Here is a 23,195-nt window from a genome sequence, read left to right as displayed (position 1 = left end):
GGGTGTGCTGAGCGTGAGATCGGCGGCCGAGTTACCGGCGGCGCGACTTCTTGCGCGGCGGGGGCAGTGCGCCCTCGGCCCGCAGGCGGGCCGCGTGCTCGGCGAGAGCCTCGACCAGCGGTCCGACCTGTGCCGACTCGGGCTGCACATCCACGCGCAGACCGAATTCGACGGCCGTCTCGGCGGTCTTGGGGCCGATGCACGCCACCAGGGTACGAGCGTGCGGCTTTCCGGCGATGCCGACCAGGTTCCGGACGGTGGAGCTCGACGTGAAGCACACTGCGTCGAAGCCGCCGGTCTTGATCATCTCGCGGGTCTCGGCGGGGGGCGGTGCTGCCCGGACGGTGCGGTACGCGGTGACGTCGTCGATTTCCCAGCCGCGCTCACGCAGACCCTCGGCGAGGGTTTCGGTGGCGATGTCGGCGCGGGGAAGAAGGACTCGGTTGACCGGGTCGAACACCTCGTCGTACGGCGGGAAGTCTTCGAGCAGTCCGAGCGAGCTCTGCTCACCCGACGGCACCAACTCGGGGTTGATGCCGAACGAACGCACCTTCGCCGCGGTTGCTTCACCGACACACGCGATCTTGACGCCGGAGAACGCGCGAGCGTCGAGACCGAACTCCTCGAACTTCTCCCACACGGCGCGCACGGCGTTGGTGGAGGTGAAGACGACCCATTGGTATCGACCGTCGACCAGGCCCTTGACGGACCGTTCCATCTGGGCCGGGCTGCGCGGGGGCTCGACGGCGATGGTCGGAACCTCGATGGGGATGGCTCCGTGGGTGACGAGGCGATCGCTCATCTCGCCGGCCTGGTCCTTGGTGCGCGGCACCAGCACGGTCCAGCCGTACAGTGCACGAGATTCCCACCAGGACATCTTGTTTCGGCCCGAGACGACCTTGCCCACGGTGACGACGAGGGAACCGACGAGCTCGGATCCGGCGTCGTTCAGGGTGGCGAGGGTGGCCTCGACCGTCCGCTGCTGACGGGTGGTGCCACGAACGGTGATGGCTGCAGGCGTCTGCGGTGCCAATCCGTGTTCGACGAGGGCACTGGCGGTTTCGGCCAGGTGACCCGACGTCGCGTGCAGCACCAGCGGGCCGGGAGCAGCAGCGAGCGCTGCCCAGTCGACCTCGCCGCGGACATCGGCCTCGGTGTGACCCGAACCGAGTGCCATTCCGGCGTAGCTGGGGACGGCCGATCCTGCGGGCAGGCCGGGAAGCACCTCGAACGGCACGTGGGTGCGAGCGACAGCACTGACCTCGGCGATCACCGAGTCGGTCGTGAGCGGATCACCGGAGACCAGGCGAACCACGTCGTGGCCGTTCTTGGCTTCGGCGAGAAGCGTTTTGGCGACCTCGGCAGGCTCACCGAGTGCCGGACGAACCTCGACACCGTTCTCGCCCGTCTCCGCGTCCCTGGGGACATCGGCACCGACGAGCGCTGTGACGCCCTTGTCGACGTCGGGATCGGTGAATGCGAGCTCGGCCGCTCCGAGCACTTCCCGTGCCCGGACCGTGAGCAGAGCCGGGTCACCCGGCCCGGATCCCACGAACAGGATCCGTCCGTTGGTGTTCTTGCGGACTGGGCTCATCGGTTGTTCTCCAGTGCTGTCTTGTGTGGGTACTGCAGTTCTATCGGGGTTGCGGTGCCCCGTTTCGGAATCAGTCGAGCGGTGGCGATCGACTCTCTTCGCACCACCGGACGAGTCGCCTTGCGTTTGGCGCGTCCGCGGACGGGTGCCGTTATGGCCCTAGACATGAGATCCACCCTGTACCTGAGAACCGGCCTGCGCTGGTTCGGTGACTGAAACGAGTTCGCGCGCACCGAGATCGAGCAATTCGCGGGCCAATTCCCGGCCCAGCTCCTCGGCTCGGTCGGGTGATCCGACGATCGACGCGCGGATGGTGTCGCTGCCGTCGATCGCGGCGACGCAGCCCCGCAAGGACAGTTCGTCGAAGATGCGACCGTCCTCGTCGATGGATTCGACGACCTCGGCGATTGCGCCGACCGGAGCGGTGCAGCCGGCTTCGAGTTCGGCCAGCAGTCCGCGTTCGGCTGCTACCGCGGCGCGCGAGTGTGCGTCGTCGAGGGTGGCGATTGCGGTCACCAGATCGGTGTCCTCGACGCGACATTCGACTGCCAGCGCGCCCTGTGCGGGTGCCGGGAGCAACTGCACCGGGTCGAGCGCTTCGGTGACGACATCCAACCGACCGATACGGGCCAGTCCGGCGCGGGCGACGATGACGGCGTCGAGCTCGCCCGAGGCCACCTTGCCGATCCGGGTGTCGAGGTTGCCGCGCAGCGGACGGACGTCCAATCCCTGTCCGAGAGCGTGCAATTGAGCGATGCGTCGGGGTGCGGACGTACCCACCTTCGCGTCGGCCGGTAGCTCGCCGAGAACCAGACCGTCACGGGCGACCAGGGCATCGCGCGGGTCCTCGCGAGCGGGGATGGCGGCGATGGTGAACCGGTCGTCGGCCGCAGTCGGCAGATCCTTGTACGAGTGGACGGCGATGTCGACGGTGCCGTCGGCCAGCGCCTCACGCAGCGCCGCGGTGAAGACACCGACGCCGATCGTCTGCACGGGAGCAGCAGACAGGTCGCCCGCTGTCTTGACGATCACCAGTTCCGCTTCGACTCCGGCTGCGGCCAGGGCCACCCGAACGGTATCGGCCTGGGTGGTCGCGAGAAGACTTCCGCGAGTACCGATCTTGACGACGGCGGTCATTCGGCACGCTCCTGACCGGTGGTTCCGCCGGGGTAGGAGTCCGAGCGTAGATCGGTGCGGCTGGCGGTGAAATCGTCCACCAGTTCCAGCGAGCCGATCTCCATGGGTGTGGCGACGGCATCGACCGAGCCGGGGCTCAGCTCGAACAACTCCCGCAGCGCAGCGGCATAGGAATCTCCACCCGGTGTGCTGGCGAGCTGCTTGACCCGCACGGTGGGCGAATGCAGGAGCTTGTCCACGACGCGGCGCACGGTGCGCGCCACCTCGTCGCGCTGCGGCGAGTCGAGCCCTGGCAGTCGCGATTCGAGACGGAGCAGCTCTCCCTCGACCACCTCGGCAGCGCGCTGGCGCAGCGCCGTGACGGTGGGGGTGACCTCGGCAAGTCGTTGTCCGGCAAGGTAACCCGAGAGTTCACTGGAGACGATCTCGCGGGCGGCCGACGCGTCGTTGGCCGCGGCACCGGCAGCAGGATCGCGCTGCAGGGACTCCATGTCGAAGACGGTGACGCCCGGCAGACCCGACACCGCGGCGTCGACGTCGCGCGGCAGACCGAGGTCGCAGATCACCAACGGTCGATCCGAGCCGCGGCGGGCGAGCGCGAGGTGGGCGTCGGCGATGGAGACCACGGCCCCCACCGCTCCGGTACAGGTGAGGAGGATGTCGGCCTCGGCGACTGCGTCGGCCAGGTCCTCGATGGCGACCGAGGTTGCTGCGATCCCGTTGGAGACGGCGTTCTCGGCCAGGTGGTCGGCTCGCTCACGGGTGCGGTTGACGACTGTCAGCGCGCCGATGCCTGCGCGGCCGAGGTGGGCGACGGCGAGGCCGCCCATCGCTCCGGCTCCGAGGACGACGGCCTTGCGGCCGGCGAGGGAGCCGTCGAACTTGTCGGCGGCGCGGTCGAGGGCGACCGAGACCACCGAGGCTCCGGCGGCGTCGATTCCGGTTTCGCTGTGCACGCGCTTGCCCACGCGCAGGGCCTGCTGAGCCAGTTCGTGCATCACGCGGCCCGAGGCCTGCTGGCCGTCCGAGGCGGCGTAGGCCGAACGGATCTGGCCGAGGATCTGCTGCTCGCCGATGACCATCGAGTCGAGGCCACTGGCCACGGCGAAGAGGTGCTCGACAGCGGCCTCGCTGTAGCGGACGTACGCGTGCTTGGTCAGGTCCGCGATCTCGAGCCCCGAGTGTTCGCCGAGAACTTCGCCGACGGCGGTCAGCGCGCCGTGGAAGGCGTCGACTACGGCGTAGATCTCGACCCGGTTGCAGGTGGACACCACCATGACCTCGGAGATGCTTCCGCTGGCCATCAGCTTGTCGGTCAGTTTCGGGCGATCGGTGTCCGTGATGGCGACACGCTCGAGAACTGCGACGGGAGCGCTACGGTGCGAAATCCCGACGAGAAGGACACTCACGGTGCAATCACCGATCCGTTTCTTGTCGAACTGTTGACTGGGCTTGGATTGCCGGCGATGCGCGGGCCGTGACTGCGGCCGAGGCGTGCCGTTGAGGTGAGCGGGGCGGCGATACCGGCTGCGGCCGGGGGGCGGTGACGATGGCCGGACCGTCGATGTCGGTCGGTCCCGAGACGTTGCGGGAGCTGTTGAAGGAGAGCACCTGCATCTCCACTGCCAGGTCCACGCGCCGCACCTCGACATGCTCGGGGACGTCGAGAACCATCGGCGAGAAGCTCAGGATGGATTCGACGCCACCGGAGACGAGTTGCTCGGCGACGCTGTGCACGGATTCGTCGGGGGTGGCGATGACGCCGATAGTGGCTTCGAGTTCACGGCAGGCGACCACGAGTTCGTCGACGTGCCGGACGGTCAGTCCGTCGATGTCGATGCCGACGCGCGCCGGGTCGTTGTCGAACAGTCCGACCATCGTGAAGCCGCGTCGGGCGAATCCGCCGTAGCCGGCCAGCGCCTGTCCGAGGTTGCCGACTCCGGCCAGGACGACGCGATGGCCGCGATCGAGTCCGAGTGCGCTGTCGATCTTGGCGCGCAGGCGCGCCACGTCGTAGCCGACTCCGCGAACGCCGTTGGGGCCGAGAAAGGACAGATCCTTGCGGAGTTTGGCCGATCCGACGCCTGCTGCGGTGGCCAGTTCTTCACTGGAGACGATGAGAACGCCCTCGTCTGCGAGGATGGAGAGGACCCGCAGGTACGTCGCCAGACGGGTGACCGTAGCCTGAGGGATGACCCGCTCTACGCCGCTGGGCGACGGGCGCTCTTCGGTCACGTCTGGGGCTCCTCGTCCGAACGGCGTCGATGCCGGTCTTCACGCTGATCCTGCGTTCGTGTCTATTTCACGGACGCTGTTCACACCACGGTAACTGCTTGTGAACGAATGAACAAAGTTGCGCACACCGGCCCTCACCTGCACACGCGAGAGCAATCACACGTTCTTAGGGTGTCCTGCCCGGGTGAGATCGGCTCGCAACCGCGGCACGTCTACCTCCCAGTAACTGTGTTCGATGCCGTCGAGGAGCACCACGGGCACTCGATCCCCGTACTCCGCACGCAGGTCAGGCGATTCCGCTGCAGCCTCGTCGACGTCGACGACGGTGACCGGCACGTCGAATTCGCGGCACACCTCGCTCAAGACCTCGAACGCGTGCGTGCAGGAATGGCAGCCTGCGCGGGTGAGAAGAGCCACGCCGGTGGGAGTCGTCTGCATGAATCCACTGTGACACGAGCTCGGTGGAGACGAAGGTCACAGTCCCCGGTCCGATCGGGGGCCGAACGACGGGCGCGCAGTACTGCCCTTCGCCTGTCGTCCGGACGACCCCGACTAGGCTTGCGGCGAGCGACTCGACTGGGAGGTGGACATGGTGAGCGACGGGGGAACAGACCTGCCGATCGAGAACACGCCCGATATCGACATGGTCGATACCAACGATCCGAGCGAGGACAAGCAGTTCAAACGCCGCATCCGCAGGATTCGCAATCCATTCGGTCCGACCGACGCCGAGGTCCGCGCCAACGTGGCAGGCCAGGCCAGTGCCGATGCCGCCCTGGCGTTGCAGATCGAGTCCGAGGCGGCCGTTCCGCGGGATCTGACTGCTGCCGCCTTCTTCGACGTGGACAACACGATGGTGCAGGGCGCGTCGATCATTCACTTCGCTCGCGGGTTGGCCGCGCGAAAGTACTTCACCAGCGGCGATCTGGCCCAATTCGCTTGGCAGCAGGTCAAATTCAGGGTCAGCGGCAAGGAGAACAGCGAGGACGTGGCCAGTGGCCGCGAGAAGGCGCTCTCGTTCATCACCGGCCGTCCCACCTCGGAGCTGACCCGGCTCGGTGAGGAGATCTACGACGAGTTGATCGCGGACAAGATCTGGGCCGGTACCCGGGCTCTCGCGCAGATGCACCTCGACGCCGGTCAGCAGGTCTGGCTGGTGACGGCCACTCCTCTCGAACTGGCCCAGATCATCGCCAAGCGCCTCGGCTTGACCGGGGCTCTGGGAACGGTCGCCGAGAGCAAGGACGGGGTGTTCACCGGCCGTCTGGTCGGCGACATCCTGCACGGCATCGGTAAGGCGCACGCGGTGCGTTCGCTGGCGGTGCGCGAAGGTCTCAACCTCAAGCGCTGCACCGCGTACTCGGACAGCCACAACGATGTGCCGATGCTCTCCCTGGTCGGCACCGCCGTGGCGATCAACCCCGATACCGACCTGCGTGAGCTGGCCAAGAACCGGGGTTGGGAGATCCGCGACTACCGCACCGGACGCAAGGCAGCCAAGATCGGAGTGCCCACGGCGTTGGCCCTGGGAGCGGTGGGCGGTGGGCTCGCCGCGGTGATCGGCCGTCGCAAGTCCTGATCCATCCCGGTGACGACGGTCAGAGCGTGAGCTGCATCAGCGTCAGGTCCAGCCAGCGACCGAACTTCACGCCCACCTGCGGCATCTGCCCGACGGTGACGAACCCGAGTTTCTCGTGCAGTGCGATCGACGTGGTGTTCTCGGATTCGATGAACCCGACCAGCACGTGCACCTCGCTCGCCTCGGCCCGCTCGATCAGTTCGCTCAGGAGCGCACTGGCCAGTCCGCGACGGTAGAAGTCTCGGTGGATGTACACCGAGTGTTCCACCGAATGCCGATAGCCGCTCTTGACCCGCCACTGCCCGTACGACGCGTATCCGGCCACCCGTCCGTCGACCTCTGCGGTGAGGACCGGGTATCCCGCGGCGATCCGGCCCTCGAACCAGGCCGTGCGATCGGCGAGATCGACCTGTTCCTCGTCCCAGATGGCGGTGGTGTTGGCGACCGCATCGTTGTGGATGTCGAGAATCTCGGGTAGATCGGCAGCGGTGGTGTCGCGGATATGCACTGCCACAGGGTAACCCGAGCGTCTAACCCAGGAAGACGTTGCGCCTCTTGGCAAGCAGTCGATACAGCGTGTGCTGGATGGTCTCGCGGACGTGGTCGGTCAACTCGAACAGCACCATCGGATCCTCGAACGCGGTGGAGTCGTACCCGTCGGTGGGGATCGGTTTGCCGAATTCGATGTACCACTTGGACGGCATCGGAATCAGACCCAGCGGACCGAGGTGCGGAAAGAAGGGCGTGACCGGAAAGTAGGGCATTCCCATCAGTCGGGCCAGCGGTGCGATGTCGCCGATCTTGGGGTAGATCTCCTCCGAGCCGACGATGGAGCACGGGATGATCGGCACACCCGTCCGCAATGCAGCCGAGACGAATCCGCCGCGGCCGAATCGCTGCAACTTGTAGCGCTCACTGAACGGTTTGCCGATGCCCTTGAACCCCTCGGGGAACACCGCGGCGACCTCGCCGGTACGCAGCAGACGCTCGGCGTCGGGGTTGCAGGCCAGCGTGTGCCCGGCCTTGCGGGCGATCGTGCCGACGCCGGGCATCTCGAATGCCATGTCGGCGGCCAACATTCGCAGGGGCCGGTGCGCCGGGTGGTGATCGCGCACGGCGACCGACGCCATCAACGCATCGACGGGCACCACGCCTGCATGGTTGGCAACGACCAGTGCGCCGCCGTCGGACGGAATGTTCTCGATGCCTTTGACCTCGACGCGGAACCACTTGTCGAACAGCGGCCGCAGCAACGGAAGCCAGATCGCGTCGGCGAAGTGCGGGTCGTAGCCGAACTCGTCGACGCTGTAGTCACCGGCCAGCCGCCTGCGTACGAACTCGGCGACCGAGGAGATCTGGTCGACGATCGTGGACTTGGTGTCGTCGATCATCGACAGCAGCGGAGCCGGTATCGACGGCGTCACGGTCGATGCGGCGGTAGGCGCCGGGTCCAGCAACGGCGTCGGCTCTCGGGGATCGGTGTAGGCGGAGGGGTGCCGCTCACGCGAGCCCGCAGCCGCTCGGGCCGAGCGTCCCGAGGTGCCGCCGTGCAATGGAATCACTTTGGCCACTTCGCTCACCCGTCCCCTCCCGAACTACGTACCGCTCCGGAACGCGGCAGTGCTGCCAGTGCACGCGCCGTGGACGCGCCCGTCTCGACGGCCGAGACCAGTCGATCCTCGACGCTGTCCACCCATTCGGTTCTGATGACCGGCCGCAGCGCTGCGCCTCGGACGAAGTCGTCGAATGCCTGAACCGTGGTCCACCGCGGCTCGAATCCCAGGACGGACCGCATGCGGGTGGTGTCGAGTCCGCAGCCGAAGTGGAAGTAGTCGAGTTGCTCGGTGGTGAACTCGCGCATCATGCCGCCCATCAGGGCGCGGCCGACGCTCTTGAAGAGGGGGAACGGTACCGGCACCTGAACGCGGCCGGCTCGGCGAATCGCCTGGGAGAGCATGATCGTGCCGTCGGCTCCGATGTTGAACGTGCCCGCCGACCCGCCGAGAGTGGCGCGCTCGAGGGCAGCCAGGGCGTCCTCTTCGTGCAGCAACTGCATGCGGGCGTCGCGACCGACGATGCTGGGGATCAGCGGCGAGGTCATGTAGCGCGAGATGGTGCCGTTCAGTCGCGGACCGATCAGCGGTGCCATGCGCAGGATCGACACCGCGATGTCCGGTCGTCGACGGCCGAGGCCACGTAGGTATCCCTCGATGTCGATCGTGTCCCGCGCGTACGCACCGCTCGGGGGGCGTCGGGCACTCATCTCCTCGGTGAATTGCACGGGGTCCTTCGCGCTGCAGCCGTACACCGAGGACGACGAACGCAGTACGACCCTCTCGACGGTCGGTGACTTCTGGCAGACCGCGAACAGCTGCATCGCGCCGATGACGTTGAGGTCCTTCATCGTCGCGCGGCCACCGGATTTCGGAGGCTTGGCGACGGTCGCTGCGTGCACGACGGTATCGACGCCAGCATTGCGAATCACTTTGCCGATCAGCGGATTACGAATGTCGGCGCGGACGAATTCTGCGCGACCCATCCGGCGCAGCAGATCCTTGCTCGGAGACACGGCGTCGACGGCGATGACGCGCTCGACGTTCGGATTCTGGGCCAGCCTGGTGACGAGGTAACCGCCGAGGAATCGACTCGCTCCGGTCACGAGGACCACTCGGGGCGCGGTCGATCCACGATCGCTCGGACTCACTGCGCACCCCCAACGTCGGTTCCGCTGCAAAGCCTACTGGATCAGCAGGTGTCCGGGTGGGTGAGAAGCAAAGCCCGTTCTTCGAACGGAAGAAGCCCGCCACCGACGGTGACGGGCTTCTTCGTGAAGCAGATGACGGCAGGCTTATTTGCCGAGTTTCCTGCGCTGCACGCGGGTACGACGAAGCAGCTTGCGGTGCTTCTTCTTCGACATGCGCTTGCGACGCTTCTTGATCACTGAACCCATGCGGGTGTCCTCACGTTCTTCTCTAGCGTTTTCGCGCACGCCGTTTGCGTACGCCTACCTGACAACCAAGCCCTGGGGCTGCGGTCACCGAGCTGGCGCTGGGGCCACGTACTCGCCCACGGCTACACACCGGCTGGCTGGCACGACGAGCGCCAATCCTACCGGTGTGAACCAGGACTTACGAAACCGGCCCCACGTGCACTACTAGCCTGCGTCGAAGTACGAGGTCTCGAGATAGTCGTGGACCGCCTTGGCGTGCACACGAAAAGATCGACCCACTCGTACGGCGGGCAATTCTCCGCCGTGCACCAGTCGGTACACGGTCATTTTCGAAACCCTCATCAGCGTCGCCACTTCGGCGACCGTGAGGAACTGCGTTCCGGCCAGAGCCGGTTGACCGTCCGGGGACGAACCCTTGGACGGCTTGTTTATAGACGCCATCAATCCACATACCTCCGGCACGTCTCATGCGGCAGGCTTCCCCTCCTGCCGAACAGACACGCACGTGCTGCCCCCGAGCCTATAGGGACAGATGGGGTTACTGCGACGGGAGTGGGGAAAAGATTTTTTATTCTGCTGTGATGCCCATCTCAACGGATCGGGCATTCGCGGCACCGAGGGCATCGAAAAACGCTGCTCGGAGGCCGTTTCTCTCCAGTTCGCGCACCGCAGCGGCGGTGGTTCCGCCCGGAGAAGTCACGGCGTATCGGAGCTCGCTCGCGCTCTCGTCGGAGCGATCGAGCATCGCCCCCGACCCCACCATCGTCTGAACCACGAGCGCCGACGCCACGTCGCGGCTCAATCCCAGGCCTACTCCCGCGTCGATCATGGCCTCGGCCACCAGGAAGAAATAGGCCGGGCCGGAGCCGGACACGGCCGTCACGGCGTCGAGCTGATTCTCCTTGACCACGATTACCTTGCCGACGGCCGAGAGGATCGAGCGCACCAGTTCGAGGTGCTCGGCGCGGGCGTACTTGCCCGGTGCCAACACGCTGACGCCCTCCCCCACCAACATCGGGGTGTTGGGCATGACCCGAACGACCGGGAAACCGGCGGGGAGCTTGGGCTCGAACTTGGCGGTGGGGACGCCTGCGGCCAGCGAGACGATGAGTTGTTCGCGATCGCCGTCGAGTTCGATCTTCGTGATCTCGTTCAGTGCCGCTTCGACGTCGGCCGGCTTGACCGCCAGCACGATCACGTCGGCACCCTCGGATGCGTCGCCGACGGTGGTGGTCAGTACTCCGAATTCCTCGGCGATCTCCTTGGCGCGGGCCTCGGACTTCTCGGCGACCACCAGATCGCGCACAGCGTGGCCGGACTCGAGGAGTCCCGCAATCAACGCCTCGCCGATCCGTCCGCCGCCGATCACTGCAATTCTCGTCATGGACGCCAAGCCTGCCATGTCAGTTCGAGCGCGGCACCATCGCCAACTGTCTGCTCTGCACCACGACGGCACCGGTCGAATCCAGCACCACGTGGTCCTCCTCGAACCAGGTGCTGCCGATGACGGTGCTGGTCGCCGCCACGCGCAGCCACCCCGGTGCCGGACGGCGTCGCAGGTAGGTCGTCAGCTGCACGGTCGGAGCCCAACCGAACATTCCGCGGTTCATGGTCACTGGGGCCGAGATGTCTCCGGTCATCAGCGCGAACAGCACGGCGGTGTCGACGTCGGCCTCGTCGCCCGCGAAGGGGCGCACCCACAATCGAATCTCCGCCTCGCCCTGCTGACCGGTCAGGAACGACGCCGACGATGCGTCGATACGCATTTCGCAGCCCTTGGCGACGTGCACGACGGACGCCATCGGATGATCGCCTGCCACCGCGAGTGTCTCGGCGGGAGGTTCGACGGCCATCGACGACAACGACGTCGGTGTCTCGTGGTGGGGTTCGTCGGAGTCCGGACGACCGAGGGTCACCACCGCCCGCACGGCAACGCGTCCGGCCTGGGTGAGCTCGACGTCGACGTGGGAGACCTGGCGACCGCGCTTGCGCACGATGGTCGTCAGCGCTACCTCGCCGGGATCGGGTGCGGCCAGGTAGCTGACGCTCACTGCGAGCGGCTGGATCTCGGCCTGCTCCGGGTCGGTCCCTACGATCTGCTGACGCGCTGCTGCGGCGCAGACCGCGAGCATCGCGCCGCCGTGCACCTTGGGACCGATGGTCCAGGTGGAGTCGATCGCGCCCGCGAACGATGCGGTGTCGGCGTCGACCTCGAGCGCGGTCAGGGTGGTGGCGGCCTTGAAGGGGCTGGCGGAACTCATTGACGACAACTTACCGGCGGCCTCAGGACAGGTGTGCGCGGGAGAACTGCAGTGCTTGTCCGAGCATCGACGATCGTTCGGGGACCGTGCGCGCGTTCTGCGTGTTGATCTCGATCACTGCCTGACCTTCGAAGCCGCGGCGCACCAGTTCGGTGCACACCTCGACACACGGCTGGCTGCCGTGACCGGGGATCAGATGCTCGTCGACCGATGCGCCCCGGCCGTCGGCCAGATGCAGGTGCGCGATGCCCTCGCCCATCCGGTCGAGCATCTCGAGCGCGTCCGAGCCTGCGGTGGCGGTGTGCGAGAGGTCGAGCGTGTAGTGATCGTGGCCGACGTCGGTCGGGTCGTACGACGGCGAGAACGCCGACAGGGCTGCGCCCGGACCACCGCGTCGTTCGAGTCGCTGTGCGGATTTCTCCTTGCGCCCGAAGAAGCGGTCGGCCCGCATCGGGAACATGTTCTCGACGGCGACCACAACGTGGGAGTTCGCTTCGAGTTCGGCGACCTGATCGGCGAAGCCGTCGCTGTACTTGCGCTGCCACCGGAACGGTGGGTGCACCACGACCGTCGCCGAGTCCAGCTTCTCGGCCGCCTCGACCGAACGGGCGAGTTTGGCGACCGGATCCGATCCCCACACTCGCTGCGAGATCAGCAGGCACGGCGCGTGGATGGCCTGCACCGGCATCGAGTACTCCCGCGAGAGCGCGGCCACCGCGTCGACGTCCTGACTGACCGACTCGGCCCACACCATCAGCTCGATGCCGTCGTACCCGAGCTCAGCCGCGTACCGGAACGCCGCCTCGGTGTTCTGCGGGTAGACCGAGGCCGTGGACAGTCCCACCCGAATTCGCTGCGCACCCATCGGCGTGCCGGCTCAGCCGGTACTGAGCTGGAAGGCGAGCGGACCGAGCGTGACGAAGACACCGACGGCGATCGCGATGACGATCGACATCAGATCGTCGGTGCGCCGCAGAATTCTCACCACTGCGACGAGCCCGACGATGACCAGGACCGACAGCACCAGCGCGACCCACGGCAGCACGTCCCACAGTTGCTCGAAGCCCTTGAACAGCAGCGCGCCGACAGCGATCGACACCACGGCCTGACCGATCAGCACCAGCCATTGCCGGACGGCACCGCCCTTGCCCTTGACCGCCGCTGCCCGGCGATCGGTGCGCGAGGCCGCAGTCGCGCTGTCGGCCTCCGCGTCCGGTGCGTCGTCGGTTGCCGTGTCGGTCTCGACATCGGTCGCGGTCTTCGGCTCGTCGTCGATCCCCGGCTTCACGAGATCGACGACCTCGGTGGCGGCGGACGTCTCGACCCCCGCCGACTCAGCTGTCGTGTCCTCGACGCGCGCGAGGCGCGGCGACACCACGGTCTTGGTCAGGTCGTCGACGTCGACGACCGCTGCTCGCGGAGCGACATCGGTGTTCGGCTCGGCCACCTCGACCTGCCGCGGTGCGCGGAAGCCAACCGGCTTGCGGGTCCGACCCTGCTCGGCCGGGGTGGATCCGTACGGAAGCCGATCCGACGTCGGCGTCGCAGCCGACGTCGGTGCCACCGGGTGCCTGGCGCGTTCGGTGTCGTCGTGCGAGCGGTTCAGCAGGTCACCGGCAACCGTGGTGGAACCGGACAACAGTTCCGGCTCCGGCTGCTGCTTCTCGCGCTTGCCTGCCGGTTGGAACGGGGTGGGGCGAGTGCTCTGCGGCCGAGCCGGCTGTGGCCGCGAGGAGACGGCGGCGGGTGCAGAGTCCTCGGCCGCATCGTTGCTCTGCGGCGCTGCCGGAGCGACGTCGGACGTCTCCGGCTCGGGCTCGTCGGGGGCCGGGGTCTCGACAACCGGGGCGCTGCGGTTGCCGGGCTCGTCACGAACGACGGGGATCTCACCGGTCAGCTCGGCGACGGAGATGCCGCCCTTGACGCCACGGCGACGGCGACCGCCCGCGCTCAGGTTCGTCTTCTGACCGTTTCGGGCCAAGAGTTCGGCAACCGAGATCTGTCCGGTGTCCTCCGGGTTGGTGTCGCTCATCTCGAACTCCCCACCAGATCGCCGTCGGTTTCGGGGTCCAGCTTCCTCAACATCAAACCTTCCTTCAGCGCCCACGGGCATATCTCGAGTGACTCCGTTGTCGATGCCCGCATGCTCGCCTCCGCGACCAGAGCCCCGGCCGCCAGTTGTGGCGACCCGTCGGCGCTGACACCTACCGATTCTGCACGGTCGGCCGCCATGATCCGCGATACGAACGCTACGAGTTGCCTCGAGGAGTTGACTCGAGCCGCGTCTGCACCGACGTCGAGCACCCCTATTCGCACATGCCCACGGTACTGGGTCTACCGTCGTCGTTTGTGACAGCAGGTCGTGAGCAGCAGCCGTTCGCTGCAGAGGTCGAGATGGATTTCCCTCGAGAATGGGTCGAGTTCCCCGACCCCGACAATTCGGAACACCTCATCGTCGCGGATCTGACGTGGTTGTTGTCCAACTGGACCTGCGTGTTCGGGACTCCGGCATGTCAGGGAACCGTCGAGGGCAGGCCCGACGACGGGTGCTGCTCCCACGGCGCGTTCCTGTCCGACGACGACGACAAGCGCAAGCTCGACGAGTCGGTGAAGTTGCTCACCCCCCAGGACTGGCAGCTCATGGACAAGGGTCTCGGCAAGAAGGGGTACGTCGAATACGACGATCTCGACGACGAGCAGTCGCTGCGTACGCGGCGCTACAAAGGTGCCTGCATCTTCCAGAACCGACCCGGGTTCGAGGGCGGAATCGGGTGCGCGCTGCACTCGATGGCACTGCGCAAGGGCATCGAACCGCTCGAGGTCAAACCCGACGTGTGCTGGCAGCTGCCGATCCGGCGTACTCAGGACTGGGTGACGCGGCCGGACGGCTCCGAGATTCTCAAGACCACGATCGGTGAGTACGACCGACGCGGCTGGGGCGAGGGTGGTCTCGATCTGCACTGGTACTGCTCGGGCTCGCCCGACGCGCACGTCGGATCGAAGCAGGTGTTCGAGTCCTACAAGCCGGAGTTGACCGAGCTGCTCGGCAAGGCTGCGTACGACGAACTGGCGTCGCTGTGCAAGCGTCGCCGGGGTCTCGGTCTGATCGCGGTGCATCCCGCCACTCGTGAGGCGGAGCGGCTGCGCCGCACGTGAGCGAAACTTCGTAGCCCACTACGAATTTCCGCTCACATGCCGCAGGCTCAGCGCTCACCTGCCGCAGGCTCTACCCCTCGAGCTTGTAGCCCAGTCCGCGCACGGTCACCAGGTGTTCCGGCTTGGCCGGATCGGATTCGATCTTCGAGCGCAGTCGCTTGACGTGCACGTCGAGTGTCTTGGTGTCGCCCACGTAGTCGGCTCCCCACACGCGGTCGATCAACTGCCCGCGGGTCAGCACTCGACCGGAGTTGCGCAGCAGATACTCGAGTAGGTCGAATTCCTTGAGCGGCAACGTGATCTGCTCGGATCCGACCATCACCACGTGGCGTTCGACGTCCATGCGCACCGGTCCGGCTTCGAGCACTCCGGTGTCGACTCCACCGTCGACCTCGGCGTCGGAGCCGCGCCGAAGAACTGCGCGGATGCGGGCGATGAGCTCGCGTGCCGAGTACGGCTTGGTGACGTAGTCGTCGGCACCGAGTTCGAGCCCTACGACCTTGTCGATCTCACTGTCGCGTGCGGTCACCATGATGACGGGAACCCCTGAGCGCGAACGCAATTGCTTGCACACGTCGGTTCCGCTCATGCCGGGGAGCATGAGGTCGAGCAACACGATGTCGGCTCCTGCGCGGTCGAATTCCGCCAGTGCCGACGGTCCGTCTCCGACGACGGTGGCCTCGAAGCCTTCCTTGCGGAGCAGGAAGGCCAGTGGATCGGCCAACGACTCTTCGTCTTCCACGATCAGAACGTTGGTCACTGATTCTCTCTTTCTGTAACCGAAGCGTCGTCTTCTTCTTCGAAGTACGCAGGGATCTGGAGGGTGAAGGTGGATCCGGTGCCCAGCTTGCTCCACAGCGAGATGCTGCCGTTGTGGTTGGCTGCGACGTGTTTGGCGATGGCCAGGCCGAGGCCCGTGCCACCGGTGGCCCGCGACCGAGCTTTGTCGACGCGGAAGAATCTCTCGAAGACGCGTTCCTGGTCTGCCTTGGCGATGCCGATGCCGCGGTCGGTGACGGCGAACGCCACGTTGTCTCCGCGCAGAGCTCGGCTCACCGAGACGGGCGAGCCGTCCGAGGAGTAGGCGATGGCGTTCTGGATGAGGTTGGCCAGGGCCGTCACCAACAGAGCTTGGTCTCCGAGGACCTCGAGGCCGCTCGGGTGGTCGGTGGTGACGGAGATTCCGGCGTTCTCGGCGGCGAGCTTGGATCGATCCATCGCCTCGTTGACGACGGTGTCGACGTCGACCACCTCGAGGTCGGGTAGCTTCTCGGCTCCCTGGAGTCGCGAGAGCGCGATCAGTTCGGTCACCATGTTGCCGAGCCGTTTGGATTCGGCGACGACCTTGCCGCCGAAGTGCCGGACGGAGTCCGGATCGTCGGCCGATTCGAGCAGCGCCTCGGCCAGCAGGCTCATTGCGCCGACGGGGGTCTTCAGTTCGTGGCTGACGTTGGCGACGAAGTCCCGACGCGTCGCCTCCATCCGGACCTGCTCCGAGTCGTCGTCGGCGAACAGCACCACGAAGCGCTTGTCTTCTTTGCTCAGCAGGCGCGCGACGCAGCGGACGGCGATCTTGTCGCGGCCGGTTCTCGGGTTCTTCGAGCTGAGGTCGACCTCGACGGGGTTTCCGTCGGCCAGGACCTTGAGAACGGTCTCCCAGGCACGATCGTCGATCAGACGGTTACGCACCAGTCCCAGCTCCTCGGCGCGCGGGTTGAACAGCACCACGTCGTGAAACTGGTCGACGACGGCGATGCCGCTCTCCGATGCGAGGACGATCAGGTCCAGTACCTGCGACATCGTCAGGCCGGAGCTGGCTCGGCGACGCTCCGAGTGTCGAGTGTTGAGGTACGGGATCAGAACACCGCCGACGAGGTATCCCACGAAGGCCGCGGCGATAGCCAGTAGTACGGCCGATGCGACACTCACACCGGAATCGTACGTTCGATGGACAGCTCACATACGCAGGGTGCAGGCATTTCCCTGGTCGTCATAGTCCCCGTCGGCAGTGTTCTTCGATCGTTCACCTGCAGTTACGACAAAACGTCGGTTTGCGGGAGGTGGCGCTACTTGCCGCCCTGGTTTGCCACGGCAGCTGCGCCTGCCGCCGCTGCTTCCGGATCGAGGTAGGTGCCGCCCGGGTTGGTGGGCTTCAGCTTTCCGTCGACCTCCTCGAGGTCGTACTGCAGCGGAATGCCGGTGGGGATGTTCAGTTCGGCGATGTCCGCGTCGGAGATCTCGTCGAGGTACTTCACGAGAGCGCGCAGCGAGTTGCCGTGCGCGGCGACGAGGACGTTCTTGCCTGCCTTGAGGTCGGCGACGATCGTCTCCTCGAAGTACGGGATCAGGCGCTCGACGACGTCGGCGAGGCACTCGGTCAGCGGAACGCTGTCCAGATCGGCGTAACGCGGATCGGCGTCCTGGCTGTGCTCGCTGCCGATCTCGATGGGCGGCGGCGGGGTGTCGTAGCTACGACGCCACAGCATGAACTGCTCGTTGCCGTACTTGTCCTTGGTCTCGGCCTTGTTCAGTCCCTGTAGTGCGCCGTAGTGCCGTTCGTTCAGACGCCAGTCGCGGACGACGGGTATCCAGTGCCGGTCGGCCGCGTCGAGTGCGAGGTTGGCGGTGCTGATCGCGCGACGCAGCAGCGAGGTGTACAGCAGGTCGGGCAGGGTGCCCGCCTCGGCGAGGAGCTGGCCTGCGCGCTTGCCCTCGGCCTCACCCTTCTCGGTAAGTCGCACGTCCACCCAACCGGTGAACTGGTTGGACGCGTTCCATTCGCTCTCGCCGTGACGAAGCAGAATCAAGGTTCCGATACTCATGTGGTCAGTTTCTCATGCTCCGGCTGCGCCGGCCCGCGTACGACGAGCACGCCGACGACGACGATCATCACGACGGCGGTGAGGGTGATCGGGATGGGAATGACGGGGTCGAACAGCACGAGCACGGCACCGGTGGGGACGACGACGTTGACCACTCGATCGGCGTGGGCACGGATAGCGATCAGCCAGACCCCGAACACGAACACCGCGATCGGGATCGTGACCGTGAACGACGCGGCGGTGTCGCCGAGCTTGCTGTGCTCGGTCAGTACGTCGATCTCGACCTCGATGCCGGCCGAGAACGCGCCTGCTGCCGCGAAGATGAAGTAGTGGGCGTAGCCGTAGATCACCGAGTTGCCGAATTTTCCGATCGCTCGGTGATGCGGGGGCCAGAAGTAGATCCACCACAGGCTCGCGGTGACGACGAGAGTGAGGACGGAGATCGAGATCAATGGTGCGAGGGCGGTCTCGTCGTGAATTGCCTCGATGATCGCGTTGGCCGACGCGAGGAGGGATTCGCCGAGCAGAATCAGTGTGAACAGTCCGTAGCGTTCGGTGATGTGGTGCGGATGCCACGGTGTCGTGCCCCGCCGCTCGGCGATCAGCGGTACCGACATCTCGACGCCCGCGAGTACGACGAACACGACGATCGCGGCGGTGCCGTCGAGCAGCAGTACCCAGAGAATCCACAGAACCTGCACTCCCGCAATGCCTATCGCATAGGTCAGCGCGGTCTGTCGATGTTCGGGGCTTCGCGATGCCCGCAGCCACTGAGTCACCATCGCCACGCGCATCACCACGTACCCGATCACCACGATGGTGAAATCCTGGTCCACGAACGCCGATTCGATTCCTGCGGAGAGCACCAACACCCCGGCCATCTGTACGACGGTCAGCGTCCGATACAGCCAGTCGTCGGTGTCGAAGGACGTCGCGAACCACGTGAAGTTCATCCACGCCCACCAGATCGCGAAGAACACGAGCGCATAGCCGAGCAAACCGTCGGCGATGTGGTTCTCGGTGAGGTCGTGATGGAGTTGAACCGACGCAATGCTGACGGCCACCACGAACACCAGGTCGAAGAACAATTCGAGTGGGCTCGCGGAGCGATGCGGCTCGTTCGGATCACGAGGTCGCATCGGCACCAAACGGGCAGCGGAAGGGTTCACGATCGCAGACTAGGTCATCCCATTCGTGAGCGTTGTCTCGATTGTGTTGCGAGGGTTGATATTGCGGACATTTCGGACATTGTTCGACGCTTCGCCGCCGGGACTGTCGACACCTCACCCCTTTTCCCGACTGCGCGCCGGGGTTCGAGTCCTGGCTGGTGTGTGAGGTCGACAGAAAGGGTGTGAGGTTACCGGCTCACTCCCCCAGGTCCGCCCCGATCGCGCCGATTCGAGCTCTCACACTCTCATCGAGCTCCTCGGTCTCGACGAAATAGCGACGAAACACCGAGCGCATCAATTCGATGACTTCGATATGTTGCCTAATCGCGACAGCCGCCGACCGCTCTTCCCCATCGGCAAGTCGCTTGAACTTTCGACCCAGCTGCTGAGCCGAAGGAAGCGTGCCGAATGCGTCGAAGTCGACGAGGAACTTGGTCTTCACCAGCATTTCGGCAAGATGGTCGATGTATTCGGCGCAGACCCGGTCGCACTGGGCAGCAACGCCCTCCGGGATTTCCATCAACCCCGCCTCGGCACGTTCCGAAAGGTTCTGCCAATACTGCATCGACTCGAACAGGTCTCCGTTTCCAGATGTCATCGAACCTCTATCTTTCGATCTACCGTGCCCGCGCCGGTAGGTTTGCCCGCAAGGATTCCGTGACTCGACCGATTTCCGAACAAGGTTCGCCCTTCGCCTCGCGCCCGGCCCTACCGTCGAGAATGAAGTACACGATTCCTCCGACCACTTCGTACGCGACACCGCAGCTGACCTCGTCGTAACTCGCAGTTCGCCGAAACTGCACAGCACCAGCACTATCGGGTGCCGTGAAGTCACCGAACTGCTCGTTCGACTGCAGATAAGCCAGATCGTGGTAAGAGGAGAACACTCCCAGGAAATACCACGACCCCGGATCGGGGTCTGTCCAGATACACGTCTTCCAGTCGGTGGACAACGGCGCGTCTCCGAACAGGTTCGTGCTCTTGCTGTCCACATCCAATCCTGCTGCCTCGATGGCGTCGTTCGGGATGGTGCAGGGATCCCATGGCTCGTCTTCCACCGGTGTCGCGACCGCCGAGCTCGTCGGCTCTGCAACCGGCGCGCTCTGGGTCGCCCCGCCGCATCCGGAGACCGACACCATCACGCCGACCAGACCCGCCACCCACCACCGCGTTGCCCTCACCTCTTGTTGGACGCGGCGAATGTCGGTTCGGTTCCGCGACGACCTCACACACCTACTGACGAGTGCGCGCCACCGCTCACTTCAGAGTGGGGGCGCGCAGTCGTCAGAAAAGGTGTGAGGTCACCATCGAGCAGAGGTCAGCCGCAATTCGACGGAGCCGGCTCCCCTCGGAATCGCGCGTCCACGTAGGCGTAGGCCTCGGGCAGTCCGACGAGCGATCCGCTGAAGTGTTCGGCGAGTGGGTACGCCCGGAACTGCACCGTTGCGCCCGCTGCGCAGTAGCGGTCGACCGTCTCTTTCACCGGCGCGAACGGAGTGATGAAGTCGTTGATCCCATGCCAGATGTACACCGGGGCGGTGGGAACGCCCTCGTACTCCACGAGACTGTTCTTCTTCAGAACCGCCTGCGCAGAAGGCAGCGAGGCAATGTCGACATTCGACAGGTCCCGGGCGCTCTTGAACGCTCCGCCGATGATGATGGGACGCCTGCATTCGTTGCTCACACGATCTCGCAGGGCCAGACCCGCCGCATTGAGGTTCTCCGAGACGGGGAACTCGATGGGGTATTCACGTTCGAGTCCGAGGGATGCCGCCAGCGCCATTCCGAAGGCCGGATGCGGAATCGCGCTGTAGCCCAGGTTCTTTGCGATCAAGCCCAGGTCGGCGGGAGTTCCGCCGTGCACACTGGCCACGATGTTCAGCTCCGGCGCGTAGGTGGGTGCCATGGCACCGGCCCACGACGTCGCCAGGGCACCTCCCGAGTAACCCAGCAATGCAACAGGACTGTCCTTCAGCGGCAACTGCTCGAAGTTCTGCACGGCTCGAACCCCGTCGAGCGTCAACCGACCTTCGTATTCGGCAGCGCCGTAGGCACCGGTCGGTCCGAGGTAGTCCGGCACCGCAACCGCCCAACCGCGGGCGACCATACCGAGGTACAGGCTCGGCGCTTCACCGATCTCGTAGGTGAAAAGTCCGTGCGAAGGGGCACATTTGACGCCCAGAGCATTGATGACGGCCTGGTAGGACACCAGTGGGGTTCCCGCGCCTCTACCTCGGGGCATCAGCACCGTGGTCACTGCGGCAACCGGTGCACCTGCGGAGTTGGTGGACCGGTACTTCAGTTGCCAGATGTCGGTGTTGGGGTACATCCAGGCGTCCGCACGACGGCTGGCCAGGATGTCACCCGGCGCGTGATCGGCGATGTCGGCCGGTGCCGCATAGAAGACGTCCGGATCGGGGGCCGTCGGCGCAGGAGCCGCCGACGCTGTTGTGCCCGTTGCGAACAGGTACACGCAGAGTGCCACCAGGATGGACCCCAGGGTCGAGAGCTTTCGGATCACGGTGCGCCTTTCGGAGTGAGCAAGATCGAAGATCACGGAACTACGGGAAGAGAGAACTGGTTGATCGGATCCGTCGAGGACACGGTGACGTCCGCTGGGCCCGGCCCACCCGCGAAGGACGGATCCGACGCGGTGATCTCGACGGCGATGCGGTGTCCGAGGTCGAATCGATGGACGATGCTCGGTAGCGAGATGGTCACCGGCTCGCCGGATCCGGTGAGTACGGCAGGTGCAACCAGTCCGTGGATCGGACTGCGCGCACCGTCGGGTGCTACGTCGAGCACGGTGACGAAGACGGTCGCGGGACCGGACACCGTGGGACTGATGGACAACGTCGGTGCGCCGACGACATCGATGGGTTCGGTCAGTGGCGGGGTCGTCCAATTCGCGGCAGAACCGGGTAACGAGACCCGCGGCACGGGCAACTCGCCCGGGAGATTCGGCAGTCCGAACGTGGTGGGCATCGACGCACCTGCGCCCCGAATCGTCTGTTTCCAAACACCATTCGTCGAATCACCCTCGGACAGCGATCCATTCGACAACTGAAACGTGCGCCGGGCACCTACCGGAAATGTCTCGGATTCGACGTACGCGGGCGACGCGACGCCGCTGTAGGGCACCCAATCTCGGAAATAGGTGAATGCCGGCCCCGGGTCGACGTCACGATCTTTGAGGTGTCGGTCGAGCCAGTTGCCCACCAGTGCCGCTTCGTGCTGAGTGAACGGGTCGGGTGCCTTGATGTCGAACTCTCCCGGATAACCCTTGCGATCGTTGTGTCCCCACGAGTGCCAGATCATCGACGTCTCGACGCCACGCGAACGCAAGGTCTCGTAGGTGCCGGCCGCCTCGTCGAGGCTGAACAGTGAATCCTTCTGGCCCTGCGTGAGCAACACCGGGACATCGACGCGATCGAGGTAGTCCACCGGCGATACGTGACGCATCGCCGCCAGAGTTTCCGGGCCGGGTTCGCGATTGGCAGCGAAGGCGGACGCGGCGTCGCACACCCACTGGGCGTAGTTCGGGCACCCCTGCGCCCGTGCCGGATCGACTGCGTATCCGCCCGGGCCGGTCAGAATTGCGCCCGCCGCCAGAAACGCCGACCCGAACACGCTCTTGACCGGTCCGACGGATCTGCGGCCCGCCCCGTCCGGTGCCATCGACCGCGCCAGATCGTTCCAGGTGATCATCGACGCCACGGTGTCCAATCGTGGATCGACCGATGCCGTGGCCAATCCTGTTGCGCCGGCGTAGGAACCGCCGAGGTAGCCGACGCGCGGGTCACCGGGTCCGTCGAGTCGAACCACGTCGAGTGCCGGAGCGGCCACCGTCCGTGCGGGGTCGGTGAACACTCCGCCGCTCTCGCCTGCGAGGTAGCCGACGAGAGCCGACGCGGCCATCCCGTCGTAATCAGGATCGGCGAAGTAGATCTTGCACGTCGAGCCGCCGAAACCCAGGGCCGAGTAGGACAGCACCACGTAGCCGTGGGTGGCGAATCTGGCAGCGGCACCTGCCTGGTCGTCCTTGGACCCGCCGAAACCGTTGCTGGTCAGAATGGCCGGGGCTCGGTGTGCCGGTCCGAGCCCGGCAGGAACATAGATATCTCCGACGACGGTGCAGTGCTGATCGCGTTCGGGTCCCACTGCGATGTCGAAGTACCGAGTCTGCACCGAGAAGCCGCCGAGCGTCTGCGGTGCCAGGACCGGAAGATCCGCTGCGTATCCGGGCACCGACGCCGCAACCAGAGCTGTCGTCACAGCAGCGACGACAGTTG

At 65.7% G+C, this 23,195-nt stretch carries 24 protein-coding genes and 2 pseudogenes; 2 read left to right on the top strand and 24 right to left on the bottom strand.

What is annotated here, in order from left to right:
• Positions 1-31 precede the first annotated feature (31 nt).
• The 6 genes and pseudogenes from NY08_RS22580 to NY08_RS22560 form a co-directional block, all read right to left on the bottom strand.
• Complete coding sequence (locus NY08_RS22580) at positions 32-1,594, bottom strand: uroporphyrinogen-III synthase (RefSeq protein WP_032401867.1); 1,563 nt, start codon at positions 1,592-1,594, stop codon at positions 32-34.
• Positions 1,591-1,761: a hypothetical protein gene (locus NY08_RS26155; protein ID WP_156516050.1), complete on the bottom strand. Its 171-nt coding sequence runs from the start codon at positions 1,759-1,761 to the stop codon at positions 1,591-1,593. Before NY08_RS26155 ends, NY08_RS22580 begins: the two co-directional genes overlap by 4 nt.
• A complete protein-coding gene (gene hemC, locus NY08_RS22575; RefSeq protein ID WP_045198913.1) occupies positions 1,754-2,731 on the bottom strand; it encodes a hydroxymethylbilane synthase in 978 nt (325 codons plus the stop codon). The genes NY08_RS26155 and hemC overlap by 8 nt, the downstream gene beginning before the upstream one ends.
• Positions 2,728-4,140, bottom strand: a complete 1,413-nt coding sequence (locus NY08_RS22570; RefSeq protein WP_032393882.1) for a glutamyl-tRNA reductase — start codon at positions 4,138-4,140, stop codon at positions 2,728-2,730. Before NY08_RS22570 ends, hemC begins: the two co-directional genes overlap by 4 nt.
• A pseudogene (locus tag NY08_RS22565) lies at positions 4,137-4,966 on the bottom strand (redox-sensing transcriptional repressor Rex). Before NY08_RS22565 ends, NY08_RS22570 begins: the two are co-directional and overlap by 4 nt.
• Before the next feature lie 156 nt (positions 4,967-5,122).
• On the bottom strand, positions 5,123-5,404 hold the full coding sequence (locus NY08_RS22560; RefSeq protein ID WP_032393880.1) for a glutaredoxin family protein: 282 nt from the start codon (positions 5,402-5,404) through the stop codon (positions 5,123-5,125).
• Between the two features lie 205 nt (positions 5,405-5,609).
• Here NY08_RS22560 and NY08_RS22555 point away from each other — a divergent pair, with 205 nt between their 5' ends.
• Positions 5,610-6,545: an HAD family hydrolase gene (locus tag NY08_RS22555; RefSeq protein WP_045200988.1), complete on the top strand. Its 936-nt coding sequence runs from the start codon at positions 5,610-5,612 to the stop codon at positions 6,543-6,545.
• Between the two features lie 19 nt (positions 6,546-6,564).
• On the opposite strand, the gene NY08_RS22550 is transcribed toward NY08_RS22555, so the two are convergent.
• The 10 genes and pseudogenes from NY08_RS22550 to NY08_RS22510 form a co-directional block, all read right to left on the bottom strand.
• Entirely contained in the window at positions 6,565-7,053 is a 489-nt protein-coding gene (locus tag NY08_RS22550) for a GNAT family N-acetyltransferase (protein WP_045200986.1), read from the bottom strand.
• Between the two features lie 22 nt (positions 7,054-7,075).
• The gene (locus NY08_RS22545) at positions 7,076-8,125 is read right to left on the bottom strand and encodes a lysophospholipid acyltransferase family protein (protein WP_045198911.1); all 1,050 of its coding nucleotides are present in this window, start codon (positions 8,123-8,125) and stop codon (positions 7,076-7,078) included.
• Positions 8,122-9,249: an NAD-dependent epimerase/dehydratase family protein gene (locus NY08_RS22540; RefSeq protein WP_256981153.1), complete on the bottom strand. Its 1,128-nt coding sequence runs from the start codon at positions 9,247-9,249 to the stop codon at positions 8,122-8,124. Before NY08_RS22540 ends, NY08_RS22545 begins: the two co-directional genes overlap by 4 nt.
• A 144-nt stretch (positions 9,250-9,393) precedes the next feature.
• Complete coding sequence (locus NY08_RS25695; protein ID WP_003402602.1) at positions 9,394-9,495, bottom strand: 30S ribosomal protein bS22; 102 nt, start codon at positions 9,493-9,495, stop codon at positions 9,394-9,396.
• Positions 9,496-9,699: 204 nt separating this feature from the next.
• Positions 9,700-9,936, bottom strand: a complete 237-nt coding sequence (locus tag NY08_RS22535) for a helix-turn-helix domain-containing protein (RefSeq protein WP_008713658.1) — start codon at positions 9,934-9,936, stop codon at positions 9,700-9,702.
• Between the two features lie 127 nt (positions 9,937-10,063).
• Complete coding sequence (gene proC / locus NY08_RS22530) at positions 10,064-10,879, bottom strand: pyrroline-5-carboxylate reductase (protein WP_045200984.1); 816 nt, start codon at positions 10,877-10,879, stop codon at positions 10,064-10,066.
• A 19-nt stretch (positions 10,880-10,898) separates the two neighbouring features.
• Positions 10,899-11,756 carry a thioesterase family protein gene (locus tag NY08_RS22525; protein WP_045198904.1) on the bottom strand — a complete coding sequence of 286 codons (858 nt, stop codon included), beginning with the start codon at positions 11,754-11,756 and terminating at the stop codon, positions 10,899-10,901.
• Positions 11,757-11,778: 22 nt separating this feature from the next.
• Positions 11,779-12,621, bottom strand: a complete 843-nt coding sequence (locus NY08_RS22520; RefSeq protein ID WP_045198902.1) for a sugar phosphate isomerase/epimerase family protein — start codon at positions 12,619-12,621, stop codon at positions 11,779-11,781.
• A 12-nt stretch (positions 12,622-12,633) separates the two neighbouring features.
• On the bottom strand, positions 12,634-13,788 hold the full coding sequence (locus NY08_RS22515) for a hypothetical protein (RefSeq protein ID WP_045198900.1): 1,155 nt from the start codon (positions 13,786-13,788) through the stop codon (positions 12,634-12,636).
• Positions 13,785-14,039 (bottom strand): annotated as a pseudogene (locus NY08_RS22510) (Ppx/GppA phosphatase family protein); the annotation flags it as partial. The pseudogene NY08_RS22510 and the gene NY08_RS22515, both read right to left, overlap by 4 nt.
• Positions 14,040-14,150: 111 nt before the next feature.
• On the opposite strand from NY08_RS22510, the gene NY08_RS22505 reads away from it, so the two are divergent.
• Positions 14,151-14,912, top strand: a complete 762-nt coding sequence (locus NY08_RS22505; protein ID WP_179272857.1) for a hypothetical protein — start codon at positions 14,151-14,153, stop codon at positions 14,910-14,912.
• A 70-nt stretch (positions 14,913-14,982) separates the two neighbouring features.
• Here NY08_RS22505 and NY08_RS22500 read toward each other — a convergent pair whose 3' ends face one another.
• The 8 genes from NY08_RS22500 to NY08_RS22465 form a co-directional block, all read right to left on the bottom strand.
• Positions 14,983-15,672, bottom strand: coding sequence for a response regulator transcription factor (locus NY08_RS22500; RefSeq protein WP_032393874.1), 690 nt, complete (start codon positions 15,670-15,672; stop codon positions 14,983-14,985).
• Positions 15,669-16,841, bottom strand: coding sequence for a sensor histidine kinase (locus NY08_RS22495; protein WP_032393873.1), 1,173 nt, complete (start codon positions 16,839-16,841; stop codon positions 15,669-15,671). Before NY08_RS22495 ends, NY08_RS22500 begins: the two co-directional genes overlap by 4 nt.
• A 137-nt stretch (positions 16,842-16,978) precedes the next feature.
• Positions 16,979-17,734 (bottom strand): phosphoglyceromutase, encoded by a 756-nt coding sequence (locus tag NY08_RS22490; protein ID WP_045198898.1) that lies wholly within the window; start codon positions 17,732-17,734, stop codon positions 16,979-16,981.
• On the bottom strand, positions 17,731-18,873 hold the full coding sequence (locus NY08_RS22485) for a low temperature requirement protein A (protein WP_045198896.1): 1,143 nt from the start codon (positions 18,871-18,873) through the stop codon (positions 17,731-17,733). The genes NY08_RS22490 and NY08_RS22485 overlap by 4 nt, the downstream gene beginning before the upstream one ends.
• Positions 18,874-19,099: 226 nt before the next feature.
• Positions 19,100-19,501, bottom strand: coding sequence for a hypothetical protein (locus NY08_RS22480; protein WP_045198893.1), 402 nt, complete (start codon positions 19,499-19,501; stop codon positions 19,100-19,102).
• 19 nt (positions 19,502-19,520) lie between these two features.
• Entirely contained in the window at positions 19,521-20,063 is a 543-nt protein-coding gene (locus tag NY08_RS22475) for a DUF3558 family protein (protein ID WP_144407416.1), read from the bottom strand.
• Positions 20,064-20,221: 158 nt separating this feature from the next.
• Positions 20,222-21,457: a lipase family protein gene (locus NY08_RS22470; protein WP_442970852.1), complete on the bottom strand. Its 1,236-nt coding sequence runs from the start codon at positions 21,455-21,457 to the stop codon at positions 20,222-20,224.
• The gene (locus NY08_RS22465) at positions 21,457-23,178 is read right to left on the bottom strand and encodes a CocE/NonD family hydrolase (protein WP_052683912.1); all 1,722 of its coding nucleotides are present in this window, start codon (positions 23,176-23,178) and stop codon (positions 21,457-21,459) included. The genes NY08_RS22470 and NY08_RS22465 overlap by 1 nt, the downstream gene beginning before the upstream one ends.
• Positions 23,179-23,195: the final 17 nt, after the last annotated feature.

This window comes from Rhodococcus sp. B7740 (genome assembly GCF_000954115.1).
In the GTDB taxonomy this organism is placed as follows: Bacteria; Actinomycetota; Actinomycetes; order Mycobacteriales; family Mycobacteriaceae; genus Rhodococcoides.
The sequence above is the reverse complement of the archived record's forward strand: the minus strand, read 5'-3'. Positions and strand labels throughout refer to the sequence as shown.